This window comes from Spirulina major PCC 6313, from assembly GCF_001890765.1.
Lineage (GTDB): Bacteria > Cyanobacteriota > Cyanobacteriia > Cyanobacteriales > Spirulinaceae > Spirulina > Spirulina major.
In genome coordinates this window covers 1609099-1632019 of record NZ_KV878783.1, presented here as the reverse complement: position 1 = coordinate 1632019, position 22921 = coordinate 1609099, and the positions used below count along the sequence as shown (strand labels likewise).

Annotated in this window: 16 protein-coding genes and 2 pseudogenes; 11 read left to right on the top strand and 7 right to left on the bottom strand. The window is 53.5% G+C overall.

The window, feature by feature from the left end:
• Window positions 1-173 precede the first annotated feature (173 nt).
• The 3 genes from SPI6313_RS07020 to lipA form a co-directional block, all read right to left on the bottom strand.
• Entirely contained in the window at window positions 174-311 is a 138-nt protein-coding gene (locus SPI6313_RS07020) for a photosystem II reaction center protein K (protein WP_072620355.1), read from the bottom strand.
• Between the two features lie 130 nt (window positions 312-441).
• Complete coding sequence (locus SPI6313_RS07015) at window positions 442-1257, bottom strand: tetratricopeptide repeat protein (RefSeq protein WP_072620354.1); 816 nt, start codon at window positions 1255-1257, stop codon at window positions 442-444.
• A gap of 132 nt (window positions 1258-1389) precedes the next feature.
• Window positions 1390-2277 carry a lipoyl synthase gene (lipA, locus tag SPI6313_RS07010; RefSeq protein ID WP_072620353.1) on the bottom strand — a complete coding sequence of 296 codons (888 nt, stop codon included), beginning with the start codon at window positions 2275-2277 and terminating at the stop codon, window positions 1390-1392.
• Window positions 2278-2907: 630 nt separating this feature from the next.
• On the opposite strand from lipA, the gene SPI6313_RS07005 reads away from it, so the two are divergent.
• The 5 genes from SPI6313_RS07005 to SPI6313_RS06985 all read left to right on the top strand — a co-directional run bounded on the left by SPI6313_RS07005 (window position 2908) and on the right by SPI6313_RS06985 (window position 10285).
• A complete protein-coding gene (locus tag SPI6313_RS07005; protein ID WP_072620352.1) occupies window positions 2908-3471 on the top strand; it encodes a response regulator in 564 nt (187 codons plus the stop codon).
• A gap of 31 nt (window positions 3472-3502) precedes the next feature.
• A complete protein-coding gene (locus tag SPI6313_RS07000) occupies window positions 3503-4396 on the top strand; it encodes a polysaccharide deacetylase family protein (protein WP_072620351.1) in 894 nt (297 codons plus the stop codon).
• 99 nt (window positions 4397-4495) lie between these two features.
• Window positions 4496-6256: a serine/threonine protein kinase gene (locus SPI6313_RS06995; protein ID WP_072620350.1), complete on the top strand. Its 1761-nt coding sequence runs from the start codon at window positions 4496-4498 to the stop codon at window positions 6254-6256.
• 332 nt (window positions 6257-6588) lie between these two features.
• Window positions 6589-7419, top strand: a complete 831-nt coding sequence (locus SPI6313_RS06990; protein WP_072620349.1) for a PEP-CTERM sorting domain-containing protein — start codon at window positions 6589-6591, stop codon at window positions 7417-7419.
• Between the two features lie 283 nt (window positions 7420-7702).
• Entirely contained in the window at window positions 7703-10285 is a 2583-nt protein-coding gene (locus tag SPI6313_RS06985) for a M1 family aminopeptidase (RefSeq protein ID WP_072623031.1), read from the top strand.
• Window positions 10286-10705: 420 nt separating this feature from the next.
• Here SPI6313_RS06985 and SPI6313_RS22260 read toward each other — a convergent pair whose 3' ends face one another.
• The gene (locus tag SPI6313_RS22260; protein WP_281248366.1) at window positions 10706-14839 is read right to left on the bottom strand and encodes a PAS domain S-box protein; all 4134 of its coding nucleotides are present in this window, start codon (window positions 14837-14839) and stop codon (window positions 10706-10708) included.
• Between the two features lie 320 nt (window positions 14840-15159).
• On the opposite strand from SPI6313_RS22260, the gene SPI6313_RS06955 reads away from it, so the two are divergent.
• The 4 genes from SPI6313_RS06955 (at window position 15160) to SPI6313_RS24710 (ending at window position 18468) form a co-directional block, all read left to right on the top strand.
• Window positions 15160-17085, top strand: a complete 1926-nt coding sequence (locus SPI6313_RS06955) for an FAD-dependent oxidoreductase (RefSeq protein WP_072620348.1) — start codon at window positions 15160-15162, stop codon at window positions 17083-17085.
• A 216-nt stretch (window positions 17086-17301) separates the two neighbouring features.
• Window positions 17302-17874 carry a Panacea domain-containing protein gene (locus tag SPI6313_RS06950; protein ID WP_072620347.1) on the top strand — a complete coding sequence of 191 codons (573 nt, stop codon included), beginning with the start codon at window positions 17302-17304 and terminating at the stop codon, window positions 17872-17874.
• A 9-nt stretch (window positions 17875-17883) separates the two neighbouring features.
• Window positions 17884-18303, top strand: coding sequence for a hypothetical protein (locus SPI6313_RS06945; RefSeq protein WP_072620346.1), 420 nt, complete (start codon window positions 17884-17886; stop codon window positions 18301-18303).
• Between the two features lie 30 nt (window positions 18304-18333).
• Window positions 18334-18468: a hypothetical protein gene (locus tag SPI6313_RS24710; RefSeq protein ID WP_281248365.1), complete on the top strand. Its 135-nt coding sequence runs from the start codon at window positions 18334-18336 to the stop codon at window positions 18466-18468.
• Between the two features lie 12 nt (window positions 18469-18480).
• Here the strand turns inward: SPI6313_RS24710 and SPI6313_RS06940 are convergent.
• Together SPI6313_RS06940 and SPI6313_RS25035 are read right to left on the bottom strand one after the other, a co-directional pair.
• A pseudogene (locus SPI6313_RS06940) lies at window positions 18481-19374 on the bottom strand (ShlB/FhaC/HecB family hemolysin secretion/activation protein); the annotation flags it as partial.
• Window positions 19375-19394: 20 nt separating this feature from the next.
• Window positions 19395-19682, bottom strand: a pseudogene (locus SPI6313_RS25035) (two-partner secretion domain-containing protein); the annotation flags it as partial.
• 96 nt (window positions 19683-19778) lie between these two features.
• On the opposite strand from SPI6313_RS25035, the gene SPI6313_RS06930 reads away from it, so the two are divergent.
• Window positions 19779-20873, top strand: a complete 1095-nt coding sequence (locus SPI6313_RS06930) for an ISKra4 family transposase (protein WP_072620343.1) — start codon at window positions 19779-19781, stop codon at window positions 20871-20873.
• Here SPI6313_RS06930 and SPI6313_RS06925 read toward each other — a convergent pair.
• Window positions 20831-21064, bottom strand: coding sequence for a hypothetical protein (locus tag SPI6313_RS06925; protein WP_072620342.1), 234 nt, complete (start codon window positions 21062-21064; stop codon window positions 20831-20833). The genes SPI6313_RS06930 and SPI6313_RS06925 overlap by 43 nt on opposite strands.
• Before the next feature lie 189 nt (window positions 21065-21253).
• On the opposite strand from SPI6313_RS06925, the gene SPI6313_RS06920 reads away from it, so the two are divergent.
• Window positions 21254-22801 (top strand): polyketide biosynthesis operon protein CyrO, encoded by a 1548-nt coding sequence (locus tag SPI6313_RS06920; protein WP_072620341.1) that lies wholly within the window; start codon window positions 21254-21256, stop codon window positions 22799-22801.
• Window positions 22802-22921: the final 120 nt, after the last annotated feature.

The window sequence follows — 22921 nt, the reverse complement described above, 5'->3', positions numbered from 1 at the left end:
ACGTGCTTTTCCTAATTCCGATAAGAGTAATTATCGGTAATAGAACAGGCAAAAAAATAACACCCATGGGGGGCGCTATTTTTTCAGTTTTAACCTGGTGTTATGTTTAAAACCCAAACTGTTAAACGTGACCACTTTGAACTGTGACCCTAAGTAGTTGAGGTCGTCCCTGTTTATTTGAAGCCAACGGACGCTTGCCACACAAAGGCAAGAGCCAAAAAGAGCAACGGAATAACCGGGAGGACATCCACTAGGGGATCGAAAATTTGATAGGCTTCGGGCAATTCTGCCAATAGCGAGGCTGCAATCATTGATAAATCCCTTCCAATACAGCTTATTTAAGAATTGAGATAAATTTTAACACGCTTTCTGAACGTCCACGCCACAATTCCCGTTGGTTCTCACCGAGCGGAGCAGTGGCGGCCAGTGGCGGCAGGGGGCTTATTCAGCGGGGGAGGTTTCGGCCTGAGCATCAGGGGTTTCAAGTTGTAATTCAGGGTGTTGTTGTAGGAGTCGGGCCCGATTGCGGCGGGCGAGGTCATAGTTGGGGTCGAGGTCGAGGGCGGCTTCGTAGGCAGCGAGGGCATCGGCGTGGCGATCGAGGTTTTCGAGGGTGATGCCTTTGTTGTTGAACGCGCCGACATGGGATGGATCGTCTGCGATCGCATTATCATAGGCCGCTAAGGCCGCCTCGTAATCGCCCAATTCATCCTGGGCATACCCCAAGTTATTCCAGGCCCGAGCCGGTGTGGCAGTGCCCCAGTTTTCATCCCCCGTCAGGGCGCGATCGCAACTTTCCACCACAGCTTCGTAAAGGGTGCTGCTACTCGTGGCGAGGGGGCCTGGGTTTTCCGTTTCAGCCTCGATCACCTCCAAATCGATCAAAATGGGGACTAAGACATCCGGGTCAATACTGTTGGGAATATTGGCAAATTTGAGGAGGACGGCGCAGGTGTTGTACCAGGCGAGGGAATAGTCATTATCCGGATCACGCTCGATGGCACTGAGGTAGGAGGCGATCGCCTCGTTGCGTTGGTTCAGGTCGCGGTCATATTTCACGCCTCGATTCAGCCAGAGCGCCGGATCACCATCCTCCAGGGCGATCGCTTGGTCACAGGCTGCGAGTCCCTCTTCCCCTGGAACGGTGCGACATTGTTCCGCCAATACTTCATAGTCGGTGTCCTGAGCAAGGGCAACACCACTGCTTCCCAACACACCCAACGCTAAGATTGTGACAAAAAATCTCGTGGGTTTCATTCTCTTTCGCCTCAAAGGTCATCTAACCCTTCAGTGTAATCAATTCTGTTTAGGATGCTCCCGCCCATTGTGCGGATTTTACTGGGCCGAATTCCCGAATCTCCCTGGCTTTGGGTGAACCGAGGCCCTCACCTAGCCCGCTTCCCCCGCATGGTAGGAACTGCGCACCAACGGCCCCGATCGCACATGGCTAAAGCCCAGCGATCGCGCCCGCTCCCCCCATGCGTCAAATTCAGCCGGTGTCCAATATTTCACCACAGGCAAATGCGCCAACGAGGGCCGCAAATATTGCCCCAAGGTGAGGCGATCGCACCCCACCGCCCGCAAGTCTGCCAAGGCTTGCCCAATCTCCGCCTCCGTTTCCCCCAAACCCAACATCAACCCGGATTTAGTGGCGATCGCTGGGTCAAGTTCCTTCACGGTCTTGAGGACGGCGAGCGATCGCCCATACTTCGCCCCCCGTCGTACGGGCCCCTGCAACCGCGCCACCGTCTCTAAATTGTGGTTGTAACAGGCCGGTTGCGTCGCCACCACTTGAGCGATGCGATCGCGCTGCGCCTGTTCATAGCCCTGTCCACTCCAAAAATCCGGAGTCAACACCTCAATTTGCGTCTGTGGATTCGCGGCCCGAATCGCAGCGATCGTCGCCACGAACACCCCCGCCCCCCCATCCGGCAAATCATCCCGCGCCACCGCCGTCAACACCACATAGCGCAGCTTGAGGTGCTGCACCGCTTCGGCCACCTTCGCCGGTTCCTGGGGGTCAAGGGGCAGCGGCGCATGGCCTTTATCCACCTGACAAAAGGCACAACTGCGCGTACAGACCGGCCCCATCAATAAAAACGTCGCCGTCTGTTGGGCGTAGCATTCCCCCCGATTTGGACAGCGACCCTCCTCGCAAATGGTGTGAATATTGCGCTGCTTAATGATGCGCTGCACGGTCGAAAGTTCACTGGCCTTACCAATCGGGCGGCGGAGCCAAGCAGGGAGGGACACAAGTTCAGGGCGATGCTGTACCACAGGCGTTGCGAGAAATAGGGCAGGATTAGGGTCGCTTGCATTTTAACGGGTTCTGTAGGGCCGTGGGCGGGAAAATGGGGGTGCGATCGCGCCACCTCCCAATCAAGCACCTCAATAAACACAAAACAAGGCAAACCGGAATCCGTCCAGCGCACCCTGATCTTGTCGCAGGATAAGCCTCCCGTTAGGGATAGGGTAAGCAGCCGGGCTATCTCCTCAGTCAACGCGACGCGAACAACGACCCTCAGCCCTCGATAGAGAAATCTCGTGTAGGGTGGGCACTGCCCACCGGGCAAGGGTTTCATGGATTACAAACGATCACCAAGGAAGACGTGTCAGTCCACTAGTGTCTTATCTAGCTTAAAAAGGTGAGTTGTTATCCAGAGGGGTGAGCGGAGTCGAACCCCGGAGCACCAGACTTCGACTTCGCTCAGTCTTCCAGTTACTTGCCATCTGAGGCTAGACAGTCCACTAGCACAGGATCTTCCGGTTACTTCACCCCACCCCAACCCCAAATCTGGCCAAGAAACCCAGAGCTTTTCTCGTTCATCACATAAAATTGCCCTTTGTGGGAAACCTAGACTAATGTAGTATCAGTTCTTGAATTCGCCCCCTCAGAAGGAGTCAGTTGTGGCTAGTCAGAAAATTCTTGTAATTGATGACAGTCGGGTGATCCGACGCATGGTAAAAGATATGCTGCCGGTCGGTAATGTCGAAGTGATCGAAGCCAAAGATGGGGTCGAAGGGCTGAAATTACTCCGAGCAGAATCACCAACATTGATTATGTTGGATTTCTTGCTGCCGAAAAAGAGTGGTTGGGAAGTCTATCAGGAAATCCAGAAAGATCCACACCTGGCGACCATTCCATTGATGTTGATGTCGGGACGCAAAGAAGAAGTCACCGAAAAACTGCCAGAACCCTTTGAGTTTTTTGCCTTTGTGGAAAAACCATTTGAAAAAACTCAATTGGTCAAGGCCCTCAAGGAGGCAATGCAAAAAGCCACCGCCAAGAAAAAAGCAATGGGAACTCCTGCCCCGGCTCCGGCTGCTGCCGCCCCCGCTCCTGCTGCCGGGGGAGGATCTGCCGATGTGCAAGCCCTTCAGAAAAAAGTGGCTCAAATGGATAAAGAAATTGCCACGCTCAAAAAACAAATGAGCCAGCTCGTGCAATTCATTAAACAAAAACTCAAATAATTTCGTTCCATCATCACATCATCACGGGGCAATGCTACCGAGCCATCATCGTTATTCCTATTCATCCATTCACGATCGCCCCCACTATACCTGGCCCAAACAGCGCAAATTAGCGGTTTATATCGCCCTTAACTTGGAGCATTTTGCCTTTGGGGAAGGGTTAGGGGCAAGCCTCGCGCCGGGCGGGCCAGAGCCGGATGTGCTGAATTATGCCTGGCGGGATTACGGCAACCGGGTCGGGGTGTGGCGGTTGTTGGAACTGTTTGAGGAGTTGTCCCTACCTGTGGCGGTGTTGGTGAATTCGGAATTGTATGACTATTGCCCGGCGGTGATGCGGGCGTTTCGCGATCGCGGCGATGAAATTGTCGCCCACGGTCGCACCAACTCCGAACGCCAAAGCACCCTCAACGAGGACGGGGAACAGCGCCTAATTATCGAAACCACCAACACAATCACGCAACACGAAGGCGCACGGCCGCGCGGCTGGCTGGGGCCGTGGATCGCCCAGAGCCGCATCACCCCGGACTTGCTCCAGGAAGCCGGTTACACCTATATGCTGGATTGGTGTTGCGATGATCAGCCGATCTGGTTTCAAACGCGAGCGGGGCGGATTTTGTCGATTCCCTACCCCCAGGAAGTGAATGATATTCCAGCGATCGCCGTCCGCAACACCAGCGCCACAGACTTCGCCGACATGATCGTCGATCAATTTGCCGAAATGCAGGGCCAAGCTCAACATCAACCCCTCGTGATGGGGATCGCGCTGCACCCCTACATTGTCGGCCAGCCCTTCCGCCTCCGCCATCTCCGCCGCGCCCTCAACCACATCGCCGAACGCGCCGCCCGTTCCGAAGATCTCTGGATCACCTATCCGGGGGAAATTGCCCGCCATATTCTCACCCTCCCCAATGGGATTGTGCCCTAGGGAGCCGAGCTTGTGCCAATTAGGTGCGGGGGCGATCGCCTTTCAACCCGATCCAGGGCGGGGCTACCATAGGGAAAGGTTTATGTGGTGATGAAGGTCATGCTGGGTCAAGTTTTGGATGGTCGCTATCAAGTCAAGCAAGCGCTCGGTGCAGGAGGCTTCGGCCAAACCTACCTAGCCCACGATCTCCGTCGTCCGGGGCAACCCCTCTGCGTCGTCAAACACCTCCGCCCCGCCACCAGTGACCCCCAAGTGCTCCCCACCGCCCGCCGCCTCTTCCAGCGGGAAGCGGAAACCCTCGAACAGTTGGGCAACCATGACCAGATTCCGCGCCTGCTGGCCTATTTTGAAGAGGGCCAGGAATTTTACCTGGTGCAGGACTATGTTGATGGGCTGCCGATTACGGGGGAGTTGAGCGAGGGGCAACCTTGGCCGGAAGCGGACGTGTGGCATTTGCTGCGGGATGGCTTGACGGTGTTGGAGTTTGTCCACAGCCAAGGGGTCGTCCATCGGGATATTAAGCCGGATAATATTTTGCGCCAACGCAGCGATCGCCGCCTCGTCTTGGTGGATTTTGGCGCGGTGAAACAGATTCAACTCCAAAGTACGTTTTTCCCCAGTCAACTAGCTGCCCAAACCATCGCCATCGGCACACCGGGCTACATGGCCAGCGAGCAAGCCCAGGGCCGCCCCTATTTTTGCAGCGATATCTATGGGCTGGGGGTGATTGCGATCCAGGCGATCGCAGGTGTTGCCCCGATCCACTTCACCTACGATCACGACACCAACGAAATCGCCTGGAATCAGCACCATTGCAGTGGGGAACTGGCGGCAATCCTGACGAAAATGACAAAGTATTATTGGCGCGATCGCTACCAAACCGCAGCGGAAGTTCTCGCCGTATTGCCCCCAGTCACCCCCGTTCCCGTCGTTGCGCCGTCCTTCTCCCCACCCCCGGCCGTGGCAACTCCCGCCCCCCTCACACCGCAGCCCTCGCCCCTCTCCGTCGCCGCCACCTATGCCGTGGCTCCGGTGCATCCCACCCTACCCCCTGCGACTGTGGCCCCGGCTCCCTCACCCGTGACCGTCATGCCTCAGCAGGGTGGCTGGGGACGCGGTGCATTGATTGGGGCCTTTGTGTTGGTGTCCATGGGGGTTGGGGCCGTGGTGGGCTTGCGATCGCTCCCTAAAACAGTGCCCAGTTTGTTTAGTAATGTGGGGGATTGGATGGATGGCGATGCGGAGCGATGCGCCGTGATTAACGTGCGTTCCACCTCAGCCCTGCGCGTGCGAGAATCGCCCACCACCGAAAGCGAAGTCCTCGCCGGCATTGGCCTCAACACCGAAGTCGTCTTAACCGGCAAAACCGACGGTGCTTGGCGCGAAATCAAAGACCCTAAAGGCTGGGTGCATGGCGACTATCTCCGCTGCGATGGTGGGGCTGATCTGAAGGCGACACCCACTCCCTCAACGCCTGAGCCATCGCCCACAGCTTCACCCTTGGCGGTGAGCGATCGCCTCTTACTCGATCTCGCCCTGCGCAGCCTCGAAGATGGCAACTTTGATGCCGCCCTCGAACAAGTCCAAGACATGGCCACCAGCAGCCCCCTCTACCAAGATGCCCAAGCCAGTCTCGAACAATGGCGCGACCTCGAAGCCCAATACCGCCAACTCAAAACCGACCTCGATGCCGGAAATTGGGAGCAAATTTTAGAGACCGTGGATCAACAAGGCACGATCCAAAACGACTATTGGCAACAACAATTCCGCGAACTCGCCGCCCAAGCCCAACGCATGCGCACCGCCGAACAACAGCAACAATCCCAACCCGAAGACCTACCCCCCAACCCAGAACCTTAGGTTGAGAATCACCGAGCCTGCGAGAAGGAATGAACCCACCATCACCACAACCCTATCCGCCACCCACCACCCTGGTTGACTGACAAAATTAGCCAGATCCCGGAAAGCCCTCACCCCACGACCCCCTTCCCCGCAACAAAAGCGGCGATTCAGATCAGCTAGGGTTTAATCAACCTCTGCTAAAGAAGTCTTCCCATTGTGTGAAGACTTCGCAAACTCCGTAGAATCACCCTTTAGGATCACCCAGTTTTTATGCTTAGATCGTGGGCAAATAAAGCATTCACTATCCCTACAACGCTTAATTCTTGTTTGTACTACGGAGCCACAATGTCATGTTGATGTCACGCATTAGCCAACTTCTCGGATTCGCAGCCATTACCGGAATAACCCTCGGTTCTGCCACGGCTGCCCATGCCTTCACTGTCTTTTTTGGGGAAGACATTAATCCCAACCCCACCAACACCACCAAAACCTTCAACAACATCGTCAATTCCAGAGCCGCCGAAGCCGACTTTCTCAGCAACTTAAGTCAATTCGCCACGGAAGACTTTGAAAGCCATGCCATTCACACCCAACCCACCAACGGCGGCATGGACATCAATTTCGGTAACTTGGGCACAGCGACCCTCAGCGGCGGCGGTGACAAATCCATGATCAAAAGTGTTGATCAAAGCCTGCTCAAAACCGCTGGCACCTCCAAAGACATCAAAGACTCGATTAAGCGAGAAGTGGAAAAAGGGCGCAACGCCTCTTCTGGCAGTCAGTTCTGGCTCACTAACGCGGTGCAAAACTACACAATCAGCTTCACGAAAGCCGTGGGAGCCTTGGGGTTCTATGCCTATGATTTAGGGGACTACGAAGCCACCACCTATCTTGATCTCTATCGGGGTGGTGAATTTATCTCCAGTCTGGCGATCGAAAATAAAAATGGCTCCAACGGCAGCACCAACGGATCAGCGTTCTATTTCGGGTTTATGGCGGATAATGCCTCGCAGAACTTCGATCGCGTCGAATTCCGGATGAACCAAATTCAGGGCGATGAATTTGCCTTTGATGATTTCACTGTCGGTAAAGGTGTGCCGGAACCCATGTCCATGGCGGCAGGTCTTTTAGGCGCTGGGTTCTTCGGTATGGCCCGCCGCCGGAAACAGCAAAAATCCTAGTGTCCTCCCCCACACTGCCAGCGTTGATTTAACGTGAATCATTGAACGTGAATCGACGTTGCACCCAGCGATCGCCCTTGTGGTGATCGTTGGTTTGTTTTGGGGGGTTTAATGACCCAAAAGTGAGATTGCAAGCACTGAGCGGAGTCGAAGGGCGGCCACGTTCAGGATACCCAGACCTCGACGGCGTTCAGTCTCCGATTGACGATTCCGGATACGGCACGATCGCACTGAAAGCTGGGACGTTAAAATACTCTAAACGTCTATGCAGCCCAACCGAACGATGCAGTATTTCTATTTTGATGATGAAGGCGATCGCAAAAAATCCTTCGAGTTACCCGGCGCGAAACCCCACTACAACCCCGATCGCCCCGGTCAAGTAGAACATATTGCCCTCGATTTACTGCTGGACTTCCCCCAGCAACGCTTTAGCGGCACTTGCACGATCACAATCCGCCCCGTCCATAGCGGCATTCACACCCTCAGCCTCGATGCGGTGGCTCTGGTGATTGATACGGTGCACATTGGAGCGATCGCCCAACCCTTCGACTACGACGGCGAACACCTCCAAATTCAACTCCTCCAACCCACCCGCACCGACCCCTTCGACCTTGTTATCCACTACCGCGCCGACCATCCCCAACGCGGTCTCTACTTCATCCAACCCGACGAACATTACCCCGACAAACCCACCCAAGTCTGGACCCAAGGCGAAGATGAAGACTCCCGCTACTGGTTCCCCTGCTTCGACTATCCCGGCCAACTCGCCACCTCCGAAATCCGCGTCCAAGTCCCCCAGCCCTACCGCGCCATCTCCAACGGCGAACTGATCCACACCGAAACCGTCGGCAATCACACCGTTTATCACTGGCAGCAAACCCAAGTTCATCCCACCTACTTGATGACCCTCGCCGTGGGAGACTTCGCGGAATTAACCGACGAATGGAACGGCATTCCTGTCACCTACTACGTGGAAAAAGGCCAAGAAGAAGCCGCCCGCCTCAGTATGGGAAAAACGCCCCGGATGATGGAGTTTTTGAGTGCGCAATACGGCTACACCTACGCCTACCCGAAATATGCCCAAGTCTGCGTTGCGGACTTTATTTTTGGCGGCATGGAAAACACCTCCACAACACTACTCACCGATCGCTGCCTCTTAGATCAACGGGCCGCCATTGACAACGATCGCACCGAAAGCTTAGTCGTCCATGAACTCGCCCACCAATGGTTTGGGGATTTGGTGGTGATTAAGCATTGGTCTCATGCCTGGATTAAAGAAGGGGCGGCTTCCTATTCCGAAGTGTTGTGGACAGAGCATGAATACGGCCCCGAAGATGGAGCCTATTACCTCCTCAATGAAGCCCGCAGTTATCTCAGCGAAGATAGTTCCCGTTATCGTCGCCCGATGGTGACGAATATTTACCGCGAAGCGATCGAACTGTACGATCGCCACCTCTATGAAAAAGGGGCCTGTGTTTATCACATGATTCGCGGCATCTTAGGAGAAGAACTCTTCGCCAAAGCCATTCATACCTTCATCAACACCAACGCCCATCAAACCGTTGAAACCATCGATCTGCTGCGGGCGATCGAACAGGCGACGGGGCGAAACCTTGCGTTTTTGTTTGATCAATATGTTTTCCGAGGTGGTCACCCGGATTTTAAAGTGAGTTATGGCTGGGATGCGGACCATAAATTGGCCAAAATTACCGTGAAACAAACCCAGGCTAAAAGTGATTCCACCGGCAGCGATCGCGAGTTATTTGATCTCAACATTCCCATCGCCTTTGCAGAGGTGGATGAGGTGGGTCATGTCAGTTATCAATCCTTCACGCTGCGGCTCAATCAACCGGAACAGAGTTTCTATTTTCCCCTGCCCCAGCGCCCAAAATTCTTCTGTTTTGATGTCTGCAATTCGTTCCTCAAAACTGTGGTGCTGGACTATCCCCCGGCGGAATTGAAACAGCAGTTGAAGTATGACCCCGACCCGGTGGCGCGGATCTATGCAGCGATCGCCCTCGCGAAAAAAGGCGGTCTCGATGCGATCGCCACCCTCAAAGAAGCCCTATTAAATGATCGCTTTTGGGGTGTGCGCGTTGAAGTGGCGCGACAGTTGAGCAAAATCAAGCTCAATCAGGCGATGGAAGCTCTGATGGCAGGGTTGGCCGATCCCGATGCGCGGGTGCGTCGGGCGGTGGTGGAAAGTTTGGGTAAGTTTACAACCTTGCCCAGTTATGAGCGGGTGCTGGCGATCGCCAAACAAGGCGATGCCAGCTACTACACCGAAGCGGCAGCCCTGCGCACCTTGGGCGGCATGGTGACCGGGGTGCTCCAGGCTAAACAAGACGAAGTCCTCACCCTCTATCGGGAGGTGCTCGCCCAGCGCGGCGGCTGGAATGAAGTGGTGCGATCGGGGGCGATCGGCGGCTTGAGTCGGTTGAAAACCTCCCCGGCAGCGGTGGCGTTGATCAGCGAGTACACGATCCCAGGCACGCCCCAAGCCCTGCGCTTGGCGGCGATTCGGGCCTTGGGGGCGGTGTCCACGGGGCAAACCCCCGATCAGGTGGAATGGATTGCCCAACAGTTAGAAGCGATCGCCGCTGAACCCTTCTTTTTAACCCAAGTGGCGGTGAGTAGTGCCCTCGGACAAATGCAAACCCAGCGGGCGATCGCGATCCTCCAGTCCCTCGCCGACCAAACCCCCGATGGTCGCGTCCGGCGCATGGCCGAAGAAGCCGTTAAACGGGTGCAAAAAAACCTCGGTTCCGATCAAGCCGTCAAGCAATTGCGCAACGAACTCGATCAACTCAAAAAAGATAACCAAGACCTGAAAAGCCGCCTCGCCAAACTCGAAGCCCAAGGATAAGGCCGGGGGCCGGTGTTAGGGAACTACTGTTTATACATAACCCAAGTTACGAATCTGGAAGGGGTATGAGTAAGCCAGCGGCTCACACTACCCTGCCTGGAATCCTCTGTAGTGCGAGCTTCTAGCTCGCTGCCTTGACTAAATCGCTGCCTTGACTAAATCGCTGCCTTGCTCTAACCCGCTGCCTTGATCTAACCCACTGTCTTGATCTAAATCGCTGCCTTGATCTAAATCGCTGCCTTGACTAAATCGCTGCCTTGACTAAATCGCTGCCTTGACTAAATCGCTGCCTTGACTAAATCGCTGCCTTGATCTAACCCACTGTCTTGATCTAAATCGCTGCCTTGCTCTAACCCGCTGCCTTGCTCTAACCCGCTGCCTTGACAGAGAGGGAGGGAGATTAAACGCAGGCGAGGTCAACTAGGGGAGGAGGGCGGTGGCTTGATGGACGGGAATGGGTTGTGAGAACAGATAGCCTTGGCCCATTTCGCAGTTGAGGTGTTGCAGCCAGGTTAATTGTTCTTGGGTTTCGATGCCTTCCGCGATCGCATGGAGTTCGAGCACATTACTCAGGGCGACGATCGACTCAGCGATACTCTGGTTTTTCGTACCGAGACGCACATGCTGGACAAAGGTGCGATCAATTTTCAGAAAATCAATGGGGAGTTGATACAGATAACTCAGGGAAGAATAGCCCGTGCCAAAGTCGTCAATACTAATTTGAACCCCCAGTGATCGAATTCGGGTCAGTAACTCACCGGTCGCGTCAATATTTTGGGCCACCATACTTTCGGTGATTTCGAGGGTGAGGTGTTGGCCCTGAATACCGGTTTGGGCGAGAACCTGGGTAATTTGCTGCATGAGGATCGATTCTTGTAGTTGTTTGGGGGAGAGGTTGACGCTGATTTTCAGGCTAGGACTGCGGTGATGCCAGAGGGCGAGTTGGGCGCAGGCGGTCTGGAGTACCCACGTTCCGATGGGGATGATCAGGCCGGTTTCTTCGGCGATGGGGATAAAGGTATCAGGGGGGATGATGCCCCGTGTGGGGTGTTGCCAACGGATGAGGGCTTCAAATCCGAGGATTTCGCCGCTGTTGAGGGCGATGATGGGTTGATAGTAGAGCACGAGTTGATCGTGGTCGAGGGCTTTGCGGAGGTCGTTTTCCAGTTGGAGGCGGTTGATCACCTGGATGTGCATGGCGGGGTCAAAGAGGGCGTAGCGCGATCGCCCCCCCGATTTGGCGCGATACAGGGCAATGTCTGCATTACGAATCAGATCTTCGGCTTCGGTGTAGGTCTTGTCGCTGATGGCGATGCCGATGCTGGTACTGATGAAAATTTCCCGTCCGGACAGGGTTTGGGGCGATCGCAACGCCATTAAAATACGTTCTGCCACCAGAATCACTTCGGCTTCTCCGGCAATGTCTTCGAGTAAGACGACAAATTCATCACCACCGAGACGCGACGCAAGATCCGTCTCTCGGATCAGGGTGCTGAGGTGTTGGGCGATCGCAATTAGCAACTGATCGCCAATTAAATGCCCCAAACTATCGTTGATCATTTTGAATTGATCCAAGTCCAGAAACAACACCGCAATCTGCACCGTGGGATCAGCCTGGGCCCGTTGGCAGGCGGCTTGGAGTCGTTCCATTAAGCAACTCCGGTTCGGCAGTCCGGTGAGGGCATCATGGCGGGCATCGTGGCGAAGTTGGTTTTCGATTGTGACGCGATCGGTGACTTCGCGGGAGGTGGTTTGTAGGTGTTGCACCTCCCCGTCTGGGTTCAAGAGGGGCTTGATCAGGGTTTCAATCCAGATGTAAGTGCCGGTTTGGGTTTGAATGCGGTAGACGCTGGGGGTGCTGGAGAAGCGGAGAGTTTGGGCATGGAGATCGTGGTGAAAGCGATCGCGATCATCCGGGTGGATAAAGTCCTCTGGCTGCCGTCCGATTAACGCTTCGGGGGCATAGCCTAACATCGTTTGACTCGAAGGGGTGACGTAGAGATAACCCCCATCGGGACGGTGGAGACAGACGAGATCGCTCATGTTCTCAGACACAAGGCGGAAGCGGGCTTCACTTTCCGCGAGGCTTAACTCGGCTTGCTTGCGATCGGTAATGTCCTGCGCCACCCCCGCCCGCCGCACCAGTTGCCCGCTCTCGTCGTAAATGGGAAAACCACGATCGCAAATCCAGCGCACCGCCCCATCGGGGCGCACAATGCGATATTCCAACTCAAAGGGTTGATCCCGATGGGAACGGTAATGGGCGATCGCCCAGTCCTGATCGTCAGGATGAATGGCATCCATGAAAGCTTTGGGCTGAGTCGCCAAGCTCTCACAACTGCGCCCCCAAATCGTGGCGTAGGCCGGGCTGACGTAAAGACTTTCACCCGTCACCGTATCACTGAGCCAAAACACCTCTTGCACCGTTTCCGCCAGTTGCCGAAACTGTTCTTCGCTCTCCCGTAGGGAGGCTTCGACGGCCTTGCGATCGCTAATATCGTCAACAATCCCCACCACTAGGCTCAATTCCCCCTCCGCATTGCGCAGCATCGAACTGGTCACTTCCACCCAGATCAAGTCCCCGGACTTGCGGCGCTGTTGCTTTTCAAAGCTATACATCTCCCGTTCACCCGCAATCATTTGATCAAACAGGACGCGGTGCTGGTCGCGATCGCCCGCTGCCGTCATCTCAAACACAATCGTCTGAGTCAGTTCCTCGGCACTGTAGCCCGTGATTTCACAATATTTTTGATTGACCCGCAGAATCACCCCCGTGGGGTCACAAAACACAATCCCCACCCGCACCTGTTCAAACACAGAGCGAAACAGGTATTCACTCTCTTGCAAGGCCTGTTCCGTCATCTTCAGGGCCGTAATATCGCGCCCCACGGACTGCACTTCAATTAAATTCCCCTGCTGATCAAAAATGCCTTGGTTTAACCACTGCGTCCAGCCCTCTTGTCCATCGGCCCGTTGATCGCGATTCACCGCCATAAATGTGGCGCGACCGGGGGTGAGTTGCGCTAGACGCTGGAGGGTTTCATCTTTTTCTAAATCACTCGAATTGGCAAAATCGATCCAGGGATGCCCGATGATGTCCGTTAAGGAAGTGCCTAACGCCTGACAGAGGGACTGATTGGCAAAGGTGATCGTCGTATCGGGGAGCGATCGCAAAATAAAATCCGTTTGGGACTGCACCACCTGACGATAACGGCTTTCACTGGCCCGCAGAGCCGTTTCCGTGGCCCGGCGTTGAGCATCAAGCTGGTGGCGATCGCTCACATCCAAAATCAACGTATCCCAAAGCACCGAGCCATCCCCTTGGCGCGTCGGGCTGCCCGCCGCCTCCAGCCACTTGAGCCGTCCCGACGGCGTGACGATCCGCCATTGCCAAAACCAGGGGTCTAGGGTCTGAGCCGACTGGAGTACCGCAGCCTGCATCGCGTCCACATCCTCCGGATGCACCATCTCCCACAGTACCGCCGCACTCTCCATCACCACCGCCGCCTCCACCTCCCAAAGCTTCGAGCAGCCCGTACTCATATAAATCACCCGGTCGGAACCATCAGGATACAAAATATAGCGAAAAATCACGCCAGGCAGATTGTCCATCATGACGTGAAACCGTTCTTCACTGTGGCGTAAGGCTGTCTCCACCTGTTGACGCTGTTGGATTTCCCGTTGCAGCCGCCGATTGCCGATCACCGCCGCCACAAACCCGACGATGGGGACGATGATGATCCAATTGATCAACCACTGCTGCACAGTATGCCAATTTACCCCCGAATCTGGCTCTAGCCACTGTCGAAGGGCAACGGCATACACCGAGTCCGGATCATGTTTCCACTGGCGGAGGTGCTGATCAATTTTCTGTAACTGCGCTAGATGTTCTGATGTGGGGGCTGTGGCAAAGTGTAAGTGGGATACTTCGATAAAAACATTGGTTTTTTTGACCCAGTAATGCTGTTCGGCTTGGGTGCCAAAAAAACGGTTTGTAATCCCCGCATCGACTTTGCCCGTTTGAATGTGCTCGAACACAGCGTCAAAACTATCCACCTCAACAATGTGGGGCTGAATATCAAACGCTTGAGCCTGGTCTAACAATGCCTCTGCTTGCACACTCTGTTCGAGGACGGCCACGCGCTTTTGATCGAGATCGAGCAAGGAGTGGACGGGAACCCTGGGATGACGATAGACCACAGACCAACTGGCGAGAACCAATTCTTGGTTGAAGTTAAAGCGGCGATCGCGCTCTGGGGTATGGGCCACATCCGGCATCACATCAAGACTGCCCTGCTCTAAGTTTGTTAAACAGACTTCCCACTCGCAGGGAATATACTCTACCGTCCAATCTTCAGCAGCGGCAATCTCATCCATAAGATCCACCCAAAAGCCCGCCGCCTGGCCAGACTGATTCACAAAAATCTTCGGATAATTTTGGTATACACCAACCCGAATTGGGCTAGGTTGGCTCAGGGACACCCTCGGAAACAGTCCGAGACATAAAGCTGTCAACCAAAGACATCCACAGGCTAATCGTTGTGGCTTGATCATTACTTCCGTGGCTTTACATACTGAGAGGCTGCGTGAAAGTGCCATTTTGACCTAGATCTTCAATGGCACTGCGGAGCGGCAAGGGGCTTCAGCTCTTTGTTTCCGGTGAGTGAGGATCGCGTTTTGTTCCTGCACTCCGACGTTTCAGGCATCCTCTTAGAGACCCATGACAACGACAACACGAGCAGTTGCCCTATTTTCATCATAGTCCGTCCCTAATTTTTCCTTGGCGGCGTGCAGCCTGGATAACCCACCCTGAGAAAATTGCGTACACTGGTGAAAGTGTTTTTAATATTGTTGATTTTTGTAACGTTTAATTTATGAGTGAAGTCCCTTCAACCCCGCTCAATCTGTCACGGCGCACGGTACTCAAAGCGGCAGGACTAGGGGCGATCGCCGCTGGAATTGGCTATTCCCGCCTGATTAAACCCCAACCCACACTGCATCAGCCCGATCGCTTGGATTTGCCGACACGAGTGAGCGATCGCAAATCGGTCTGTGTGATCGGAGCCGGGCTAGCGGGCTTGGCCTGTGCCTACGAACTGAGTCAGCGCGGCTTTGCCGTCACCCTGCTGGAAAAATCCCCCAACCTCGGCGGCAAAATCGCCAGTTGGGAGATCCAAGTGGGTGACGACACCTTCCGCATGGAACATGGGTTTCACGGCTTTTTCCCCCAGTATTACAACCTCAAAAGCATCGTTACAGAACTCAGCATCGAGGATCATTTCAAATCCCTTGATTACTATTCCCTCGTCTTTCGCGACGGCCACTATCAGCCCGAAGTCTTCCGCCCCAGCCATTCGGCCTTCCCCTGGAATATTGTCGATCTCGCCATTTCTTCCCCGAACCGCCTCCGCTGGGGGATTAACCTCACCCATTGGAAACATTTACAGGTCTTTCACGCCATTACCGGCTTTCGGATTCCGCGCACCTTTCAAAATTTCGACGCGATCCCGGTGTCGGAATGGGCGGCGGCGGATTTTCCCCGTGGCCTGTATGATCTCTACTTTTTACCCTTTGCCAAGTCCAGTTTGAACGCCCCGGATCAGTTGAGTACCGGGGAATTGTTGCAGTTTTTCCACTTCTATTTTTTCGGCAATCCGGAGGGGTTGGCGTTCAATGGCACGGTGGATGATATGGGCACGAGTTTGGTGCAGCCAATGGTGGCGGCGATCGAGGCCAATGGCGGCCAAGTGATCCCCGAAGCAACGGTACAGAGTTGGGACTGTGCCAATGATCACATCCAAACCCTCACCTATCAAACCGGACAAAGCGAGCCGAATGTGCCGTTTTGGGTGGAGCGCAATCCCCGGTTAACGGATGGGGAATTTTACGGGGCGGGCGATCGCGTCTATCTCGCCACCAGTGCGAAAACGGCCCTCTCCCTTACCTGTACCCACCAAGGTTGCACCGTCCAACCCCAGGCCGATGGCTCCTTCCTCTGTCCCTGCCACGGCGCGAAATATGACGCTCAGGGGAAAGTGGTGCGCGGCCCCGCCCAGCAGGATTTAACCCCGTTGCAGATTGAATCAAAAGAGGGCGATCGCGCCCAACTGATCGCCACCCGCCCCAACCCCAGCCCCACCACCACCCTCACCGCCGACTACTATGTCCTCGCCACCGATGTCCCCGGTGCACGGCATCTCTTCGACGTGATGGCGGGGGATGTTGATCCGACGCTGCGCGATCAGGTGCAAACTCTCGCCGTCGCTGACCCCTTCGCCGTCGGTCGCTTCTGGCTCGATCGCGATTTTGATTGGGAACATAGCAATTTCACCTCCCTATCCGGCTACGACCTCACCGACAGCATCACCCTCTACCACCGCATCCAAACCCAGTTCATCGACTGGTCAGAACGCACCGGCAACAGCGTGATCGAACTCCACGCCTACTGTTACAAAGAAGACCAATTCCCCACCCAACAGGCCTTACTCGATACCTTCGAGCGCGAACTCTATGAAATCGTCCCCGCCCTCCAAGGCGCAACCGTTCTCCATCGCGAATTGGTGAATCAGAAAAATTTCTCTGGCTATCCTCCCAACAGTTACGACTCCCGCCCTAGCACAGAAACCGCGATCGCCAATCTGATGTTTGCCGGAGATTGGGTAAAAATGCCCTTTCCCTGTGGCTTGATGGAACGGGCGATCACAAGCGGATTATTAGCCGCCAATGGGGTGCTGCATCGCGAGGGGGTACAACAGCGATCGCTCCTCTCCGTCAACCCGGAAGGCCTATTTCGGATTTAAGCAAACTTCGGAGCTTGTTCCCCATGGACGAACAATATCCCACTTCTTTCACTACAGGACTCTTCAACGCCTTCTTTCGTTGTCACAGCCGATGAAAAAATGTGGGTTTGATCCAAATATAGCAATATAGCAAAAGAGGAATAGCTGCACAAAAAGTCAACAAAATCGTATAATTTATCTAAAGGGTTAACAACCATTCTTTGCGAGAGTTTAAATATGAAAGCTCGATACCGAGAAGAAAAAGCGGTTCAAGTTGCCGCCTTACTCTTAGAAAAAGAAGGTGGAAGCATGAATTATACAAAGCTCATCAAACTTATGTACGTGATTGAGCAAAGATCAATTATTAACCGTGGTCTCCCAGTGACATTTGACAACCTTTATTCACTGCCCAATGGGCCGATTCTCAGCTCAACCTTAAATAATATTAACGGACAAACTTATTTTTCTGGCTCTAAACTATGGAGTCAGTTTATTGTCAAGTCAGAGCATGATCAATATGCGGTTAACCTGATTAAAAAACCTGGAATTGGTAAACTTTCTCGTGCAGAAATCACTTTAATTAATGCGGTTTATCAAGAATTGGGAGATATGACCTACCATCAACTCATTGAGTGGGTTCATGATCCGGTTAATGTTCCTGAATGGCAAGATCCAAATGGATCGAGTATTCCGATTAAAATTGAAGATATTTTGAGTAAAGCAGGCTATTCTGACGATTACATTGTAGATTTTCTTGATGAGCTAGAAAGCTTAGAAGTAGCCAGTGAGTATTTCACAGTGTCTTGTTAGGAGCGTCTAGTGATACTTATACGAAAAGACCTGTATTCAGGAACAGCTTTTCGCTGGTCAGAGAATGCTTATAAAACTAAACATCTCTGGATCACTTTAGATGATCCAGAGATTATTGATAATGCTGAAAAAGTTCTAGCTGTCAATGTAACTTCGGTCAAAGAAGAAAGGCCATTACACAATGATTTAACGGTTCTCCTGCAACCTGGTGATCATCCATATATCAAACGACCATTATTCATTTTCTATGCCTATACACGATTCTTTTGTGTCGATACGATTATTCGATATATTAATGAAGAGAATACACTAGAAGATGATATTAACGATGTCTTATTGCAAAGAATTCGAGTTGGTTTGCTCGTTTCAGATAATGCGCCGATAGAGATTCAAGAACGTTATCAAGAGAAGTTTAAACCTGAACATTAGTAAGGCGTAAATTAAGTTTCACCTGAAAAAATGCCCTTTCCCTGTGGCTTGATGGAACGGGCGATCACAAGCGGATTATTAGCCGCCAATGGGGTGCTGCATCGCGAGGGGGTACAACAGCGATCGCTCCTCTCCGTCAACCCGGAAGGCCTATTTCGGATTTAAACCGATTGCAGCTTAGAAGGAATAGTTCATGCTGAAATAGATGCCATCATCTTGGAGGTTATTTTGGCGATCGCGCACATTCACCAACGGCAACGCTAAATCCAACCGCAGCGTTAAATCCTGGATTGGGTTCCAGATCACCCCTGTCCCCAAACCCGCTAGAAAATGCTCATTGACAATCTGACTGGGATTGCTGGGATTATTCCACACCATGCCCAGATCAAAAAACGGAGCCACCTGTAAACGGGGCTGATTCTCCCCATCCTCCAGGAGCGTAATCCGATTTTCCACCGAAAAACGCCAACCATTATCCGCACTTCTTGCCCCTTGGCGATAGCCCCGCAGGGTTTGCGCTCCGCCGATGGTGAAGGTTTCTGATCCGAGGAGAGTATCGGGGCTAAGTTGGAGGTCGGCTTGGACGATGAGCAACTGTTGCGGGGTCAATTGTTGGACGCGCACCACTTGCCCCAACCAACTGAAAAACAGTGAATCGGGAATCGGTTCTCGATTGTTGGTTGAGCCGAAGAGACCTGTACCAAGATTGAACTGCGATCGCGCACTCCAAGCCCCCTTAGTATCCCGCCGCGTATAGTCCTGGCCAAACCGAAGCACCGAAGTGCGCGTCGTCCCATCCGCCTCAGCCCCAAACCCAAACGCTGTCCCCACCGTATTAAACAAAAACGTCTGCCCATTCTTGTAGCTATACCCCAAAGACAGCGCCAACTCCTCACGGGGACTCCGCACTAACGGCTGACGAAAACTGACATCATACAGCACCGATTCCCCCTCAATCCCCAAGGCATCAAAGGGCGATTGGGTAATCTGGTTCGAGTCCAACACCAGGCGCAACGCCAGCGTGCCATTCATCGGATTTAGGGGCAACCGATAGCCCAAATCCCAAACATTGGAGCCATTGGTATATGATCCCCAACCGCATTAAAAAAGCCCCCACCAAACCCCATTCGGTTAGCAGTCGTCACCCCAAAACTGCCCGGAACATCCAGACTCGCCCCATTTGTAAATACCCAACCTGCCGGATTCATCAAATACAGATTAGAATTGCCCCCCGTCAGTCGGATCAACCCCTCAATCACACTAGGATTCCCCCCGATCACCCGCCCCACCACATTCTGAATTTGGGGATTGCTGAGAAAGTTGGCGATTTCGTTGGGGCTGAGTCCAAATTCCTGAAACGAGTGGAAAAGATTCGCCCCGGGGGTGCATCTCAATTTGGCGAATAGTTGATATGTACTTACCTAGTTTTGGGCATCAGCGGTTAAGCTACCTCCCATAGCTACTCCCTCATTCAGATGACTCCAGAACAAAAGCGCCAACTCAAAGCCCACACCGATGCCATCGCTGCTATCCTGCTCGCTGATGCCAAGGCCAAATGCCCCGAACGCCTAGAAACCCTCGAAGGCATCGAACTGACCGTCCGCCAGCAGATTCAAGAACACGTCAGTCCTCAAGTCGGTATTTTTTTATCGTCGATGGCAGCGGCACCACCGCCGGAAAATACCCGCACCCTAACCAGTATCCTAGGGGATTTGGTTTTGACGGCAAATCCAGCGAGCTACTACCCAGTCAAAGCCTACAGCCGTTGGAGTCCTGGCTTTGAGCGCTGTTGCCTGCTCCTTAGTGGTGCTCAGTCTTACCAACGCGCCGCAGCAGATGTCGAGATCTTGACTGGCCTGAAGATGTCTCGCAGCACCCATCAACGCCTAGTTCAGCGTCAAGATTTCCCTGACCTTGAGGTGAGTGAACCCAGTGAACCGGTCGAAGAGATGAGCCTTGATGGGGGCAAGGTTCGCTTGCGCACCCCCGAAGGAGAAGCCAGTGAATGGCGGGATTACAAAGCTGTGAATCTCCATGGGCATGGGGTTGCCGCCTTCTTCGGGCAGAATGAGGATTTAGTGGCTTGGCTCAAGACTCAACTCATGGCAAGCCTAGTGGTTTGCCTGGGCGATGGTCATCCTGGGATTTGGAATCTATTTGCCCAAATTGGAGCGCAGCAGAACCGACTGGAAATTCTCGACTGGTATCACTTGATGGAGAACTTAGAGAAGGTTGGGGGTTCAGCGGCTCGTTTGTCCCGAGTCAGAGGCCATTTATGGCGAGGAGATGTTGAGCAGGCGTTGGCCGAGTTTGATGATTGGCAGCATCCACGAGTGGATAATTTCAGGGTCTATCTCAAGCGTCATTGCCACCGGATCGTCAATTACGACTACTACCAGTGCGAGGGTATCTCCATCGGGTCTGGGGCGGTTGAATCCACGGTGAAGCAGTTCTCAGGACGGTTGAAGCTGCCGGGAGCGCAATGGAAGCGGGAGAATGTGCCCCAGGTGTTGAAGCACCGCAGTGCCTATCTCAATGGAGAGTTCTCTAGGATGCCGTGGCTGGCATGAGTATATCTACTCATCGCCAAATTGAGATGCACCCTCGCCCCGGCTTGAGTTCCCCCACCGATGTAGTAGGTGTTGCCGTTGTGGTTAATCACCGTTCCCACCCCATCGGGGGCGGGGGTGATGGATTGGGCATAGGCAGCGTTACCGAGAGCGAAAAGCGTTAAGGTCAGGGGCAGGGCAATATTTTTCATGGCTTCAGAAAGAAACTAAGCAGTGATGGCAAAAACTACTGTCCCTAAACATACATTCAATTCACGATAAAGATCCCCATTCAATCACTGGTTTGCTAAATCTTTAATACTCTGTTAAAAACTCCCCACACAAAAAATAAATTACCGAGGTTGCTATCATACACCCGTCCCTCTCCATGCCCCTCCCCTATGAAATGGTTCAACACCGCCGGCCCCTGTAAAGCCGATATTCACTATATGCTCCCCCCTACGGTGCGGTTGCCGGACATTAAACCCCTCATCGCCCAAGAAGGCTACTTCGTCATCCATGCCCCCCGCCAAGTGGGTAAAACCACCGCCATGCTCGCCCTCGCCCAAGAACTCACCGCCAGCGGCCAATACACCGCCGTCATGGTTTCCGCTGAAGTGGGTGCGGCCTTCCCCCGTGATATGGGCTTGGCAGAAGGGGCTATCCTTGCCGCCTGGCAACGAGCCTGCGATAGTCGCCTCCCCCCCGAACTCCAACCGCCCCCCTGGCCCGAAGCCAAGCCCGGCGCACAAATCGCAGCCGCCCTCAAGGCCTGGGCAGATGCTTCCCCCCGGCCTTTAGTGGTCTTTATTGATGAAATTGATGCCCTCCAAGATGAGGTCTTAATTGGGGTTTTAAGACAGTTACGGGATGGCTACCCTAGTCGCCCCCACCAATTCCCCCAATCCGTTGCCCTCATCGGTTTAAGGGATGTACGAGATTATAAAGTTGCCTCCGGGGGGAGCGAAAAACTCGGAACCTCTAGCCCTTTTAATATCAAGGTTAAATCGTTTACCCTGCGTAACTTTACCCTTGCAGAATTAACTGCCCTTTATCAACAACATACCGATTTAACAGGACAACAATTTGCCCCCGAACTGTTTAATCATGCCTATGAACTCACCTATGGTCAGCCTTGGTTAGTGAATGCTTTAGCAAAGGTGATGGTTGAAGATTTAGTTCCCGATTTAACGCAACAAATCACCCTCCAACATCTCTATCAAGCCAAAGAAATTCTCATCGAGCGCAATGATACCCATTTAGATAGTTTGGCAGAGCGGTTACGGGAAACGAGAGTTAAACAGATTATGGAGCCGATGTTAGCGGGGGAAGAGTTGGGGGATATTCCGATTGAAGATTTAAAGTTTGTGGTGGATTTGGGGTTATGTCGCATTGATCCCGCTGGCGGCTTAGTGATTGCGAATCCGATTTATCGGGAGGTGATGCCTCGGATGTTGGTGTATGTACCCCGTGCCGGTTTGCCGATGATTGCGCCCAGTTGGTTAGATGCTGAGGGTCGCTTAATCCCTGAGGCATTGTTAACCGCATTTCTCAAGTTTTGGCGACAACATGGACAGCCGTTGTTAAACAGTACGGCCTACCATGAAATTGCCCCCCATTTGGTGCTGATGGCGTTTCTCCATCGGGTGGTGAATGGGGGGGGAACGTTGGATCGGGAATATGCGATCGGGTCGCGGCGGATGGATCTATGTCTGCGTTATGGGGATGTCACCTTGGGGATTGAATTGAAAGTATGGCGGGATGGGCGGCGCGATCCCGTACCGGAGGGGTTGGAACAAATTGATGGGTATTTAGCGGGGTTGGGGTTGGATTGGGGGTGGTTGGTGATTTTCGATCGCCGCTCTGGGTTGCCAGATATTGAGGAGCGGACAACGACGGAAAAGGCAACCACAGGGAATGGCCGCCAGATCACGGTGATTCGAGGTTAGCTAAAAAGAAAGAAAGTTGATTTTTTAAGCATTGGAATACTCTGCTGCTCGCCCATCGGGAGACAGTTTTCATTGAGTTTGGCTTGGGCTTCGGTGGCAGTAGCCAGGGTTTCATCATTG

Bases quoted from the DNA above. Each gene is read 5' to 3' on its own strand.
- SPI6313_RS07020 (WP_072620355.1), bottom strand. From the start codon at position 311: ATGATTGCAGCCTCGCTATTGGCAGAATTGCCCGAAGCCTATCAAATT.
- SPI6313_RS07015 (WP_072620354.1), bottom strand. From the start codon at position 1,257: ATGAAACCCACGAGATTTTTTGTCACAATCTTAGCGTTGGGTGTGTTG.
- SPI6313_RS07000 (WP_072620351.1), top strand. From the start codon at position 3,503: ATGCTACCGAGCCATCATCGTTATTCCTATTCATCCATTCACGATCGC.
- SPI6313_RS06995 (WP_072620350.1), top strand. From the start codon at position 4,496: ATGCTGGGTCAAGTTTTGGATGGTCGCTATCAAGTCAAGCAAGCGCTC.
- SPI6313_RS06990 (WP_072620349.1), top strand. From the start codon at position 6,589: ATGTTGATGTCACGCATTAGCCAACTTCTCGGATTCGCAGCCATTACC.
- SPI6313_RS06985 (WP_072623031.1), top strand. From the start codon at position 7,703: ATGCAGTATTTCTATTTTGATGATGAAGGCGATCGCAAAAAATCCTTC.
- SPI6313_RS22260 (WP_281248366.1), bottom strand. From the start codon at position 14,839: ATGATCAAGCCACAACGATTAGCCTGTGGATGTCTTTGGTTGACAGCT.
- SPI6313_RS06955 (WP_072620348.1), top strand. From the start codon at position 15,160: ATGAGTGAAGTCCCTTCAACCCCGCTCAATCTGTCACGGCGCACGGTA.
- SPI6313_RS06950 (WP_072620347.1), top strand. From the start codon at position 17,302: ATGAAAGCTCGATACCGAGAAGAAAAAGCGGTTCAAGTTGCCGCCTTA.
- SPI6313_RS24710 (WP_281248365.1), top strand. From the start codon at position 18,334: ATGCCCTTTCCCTGTGGCTTGATGGAACGGGCGATCACAAGCGGATTA.
- SPI6313_RS06930 (WP_072620343.1), top strand. From the start codon at position 19,779: ATGACTCCAGAACAAAAGCGCCAACTCAAAGCCCACACCGATGCCATC.
- SPI6313_RS06925 (WP_072620342.1), bottom strand. From the start codon at position 21,064: ATGAAAAATATTGCCCTGCCCCTGACCTTAACGCTTTTCGCTCTCGGT.
- SPI6313_RS06920 (WP_072620341.1), top strand. From the start codon at position 21,254: ATGAAATGGTTCAACACCGCCGGCCCCTGTAAAGCCGATATTCACTAT.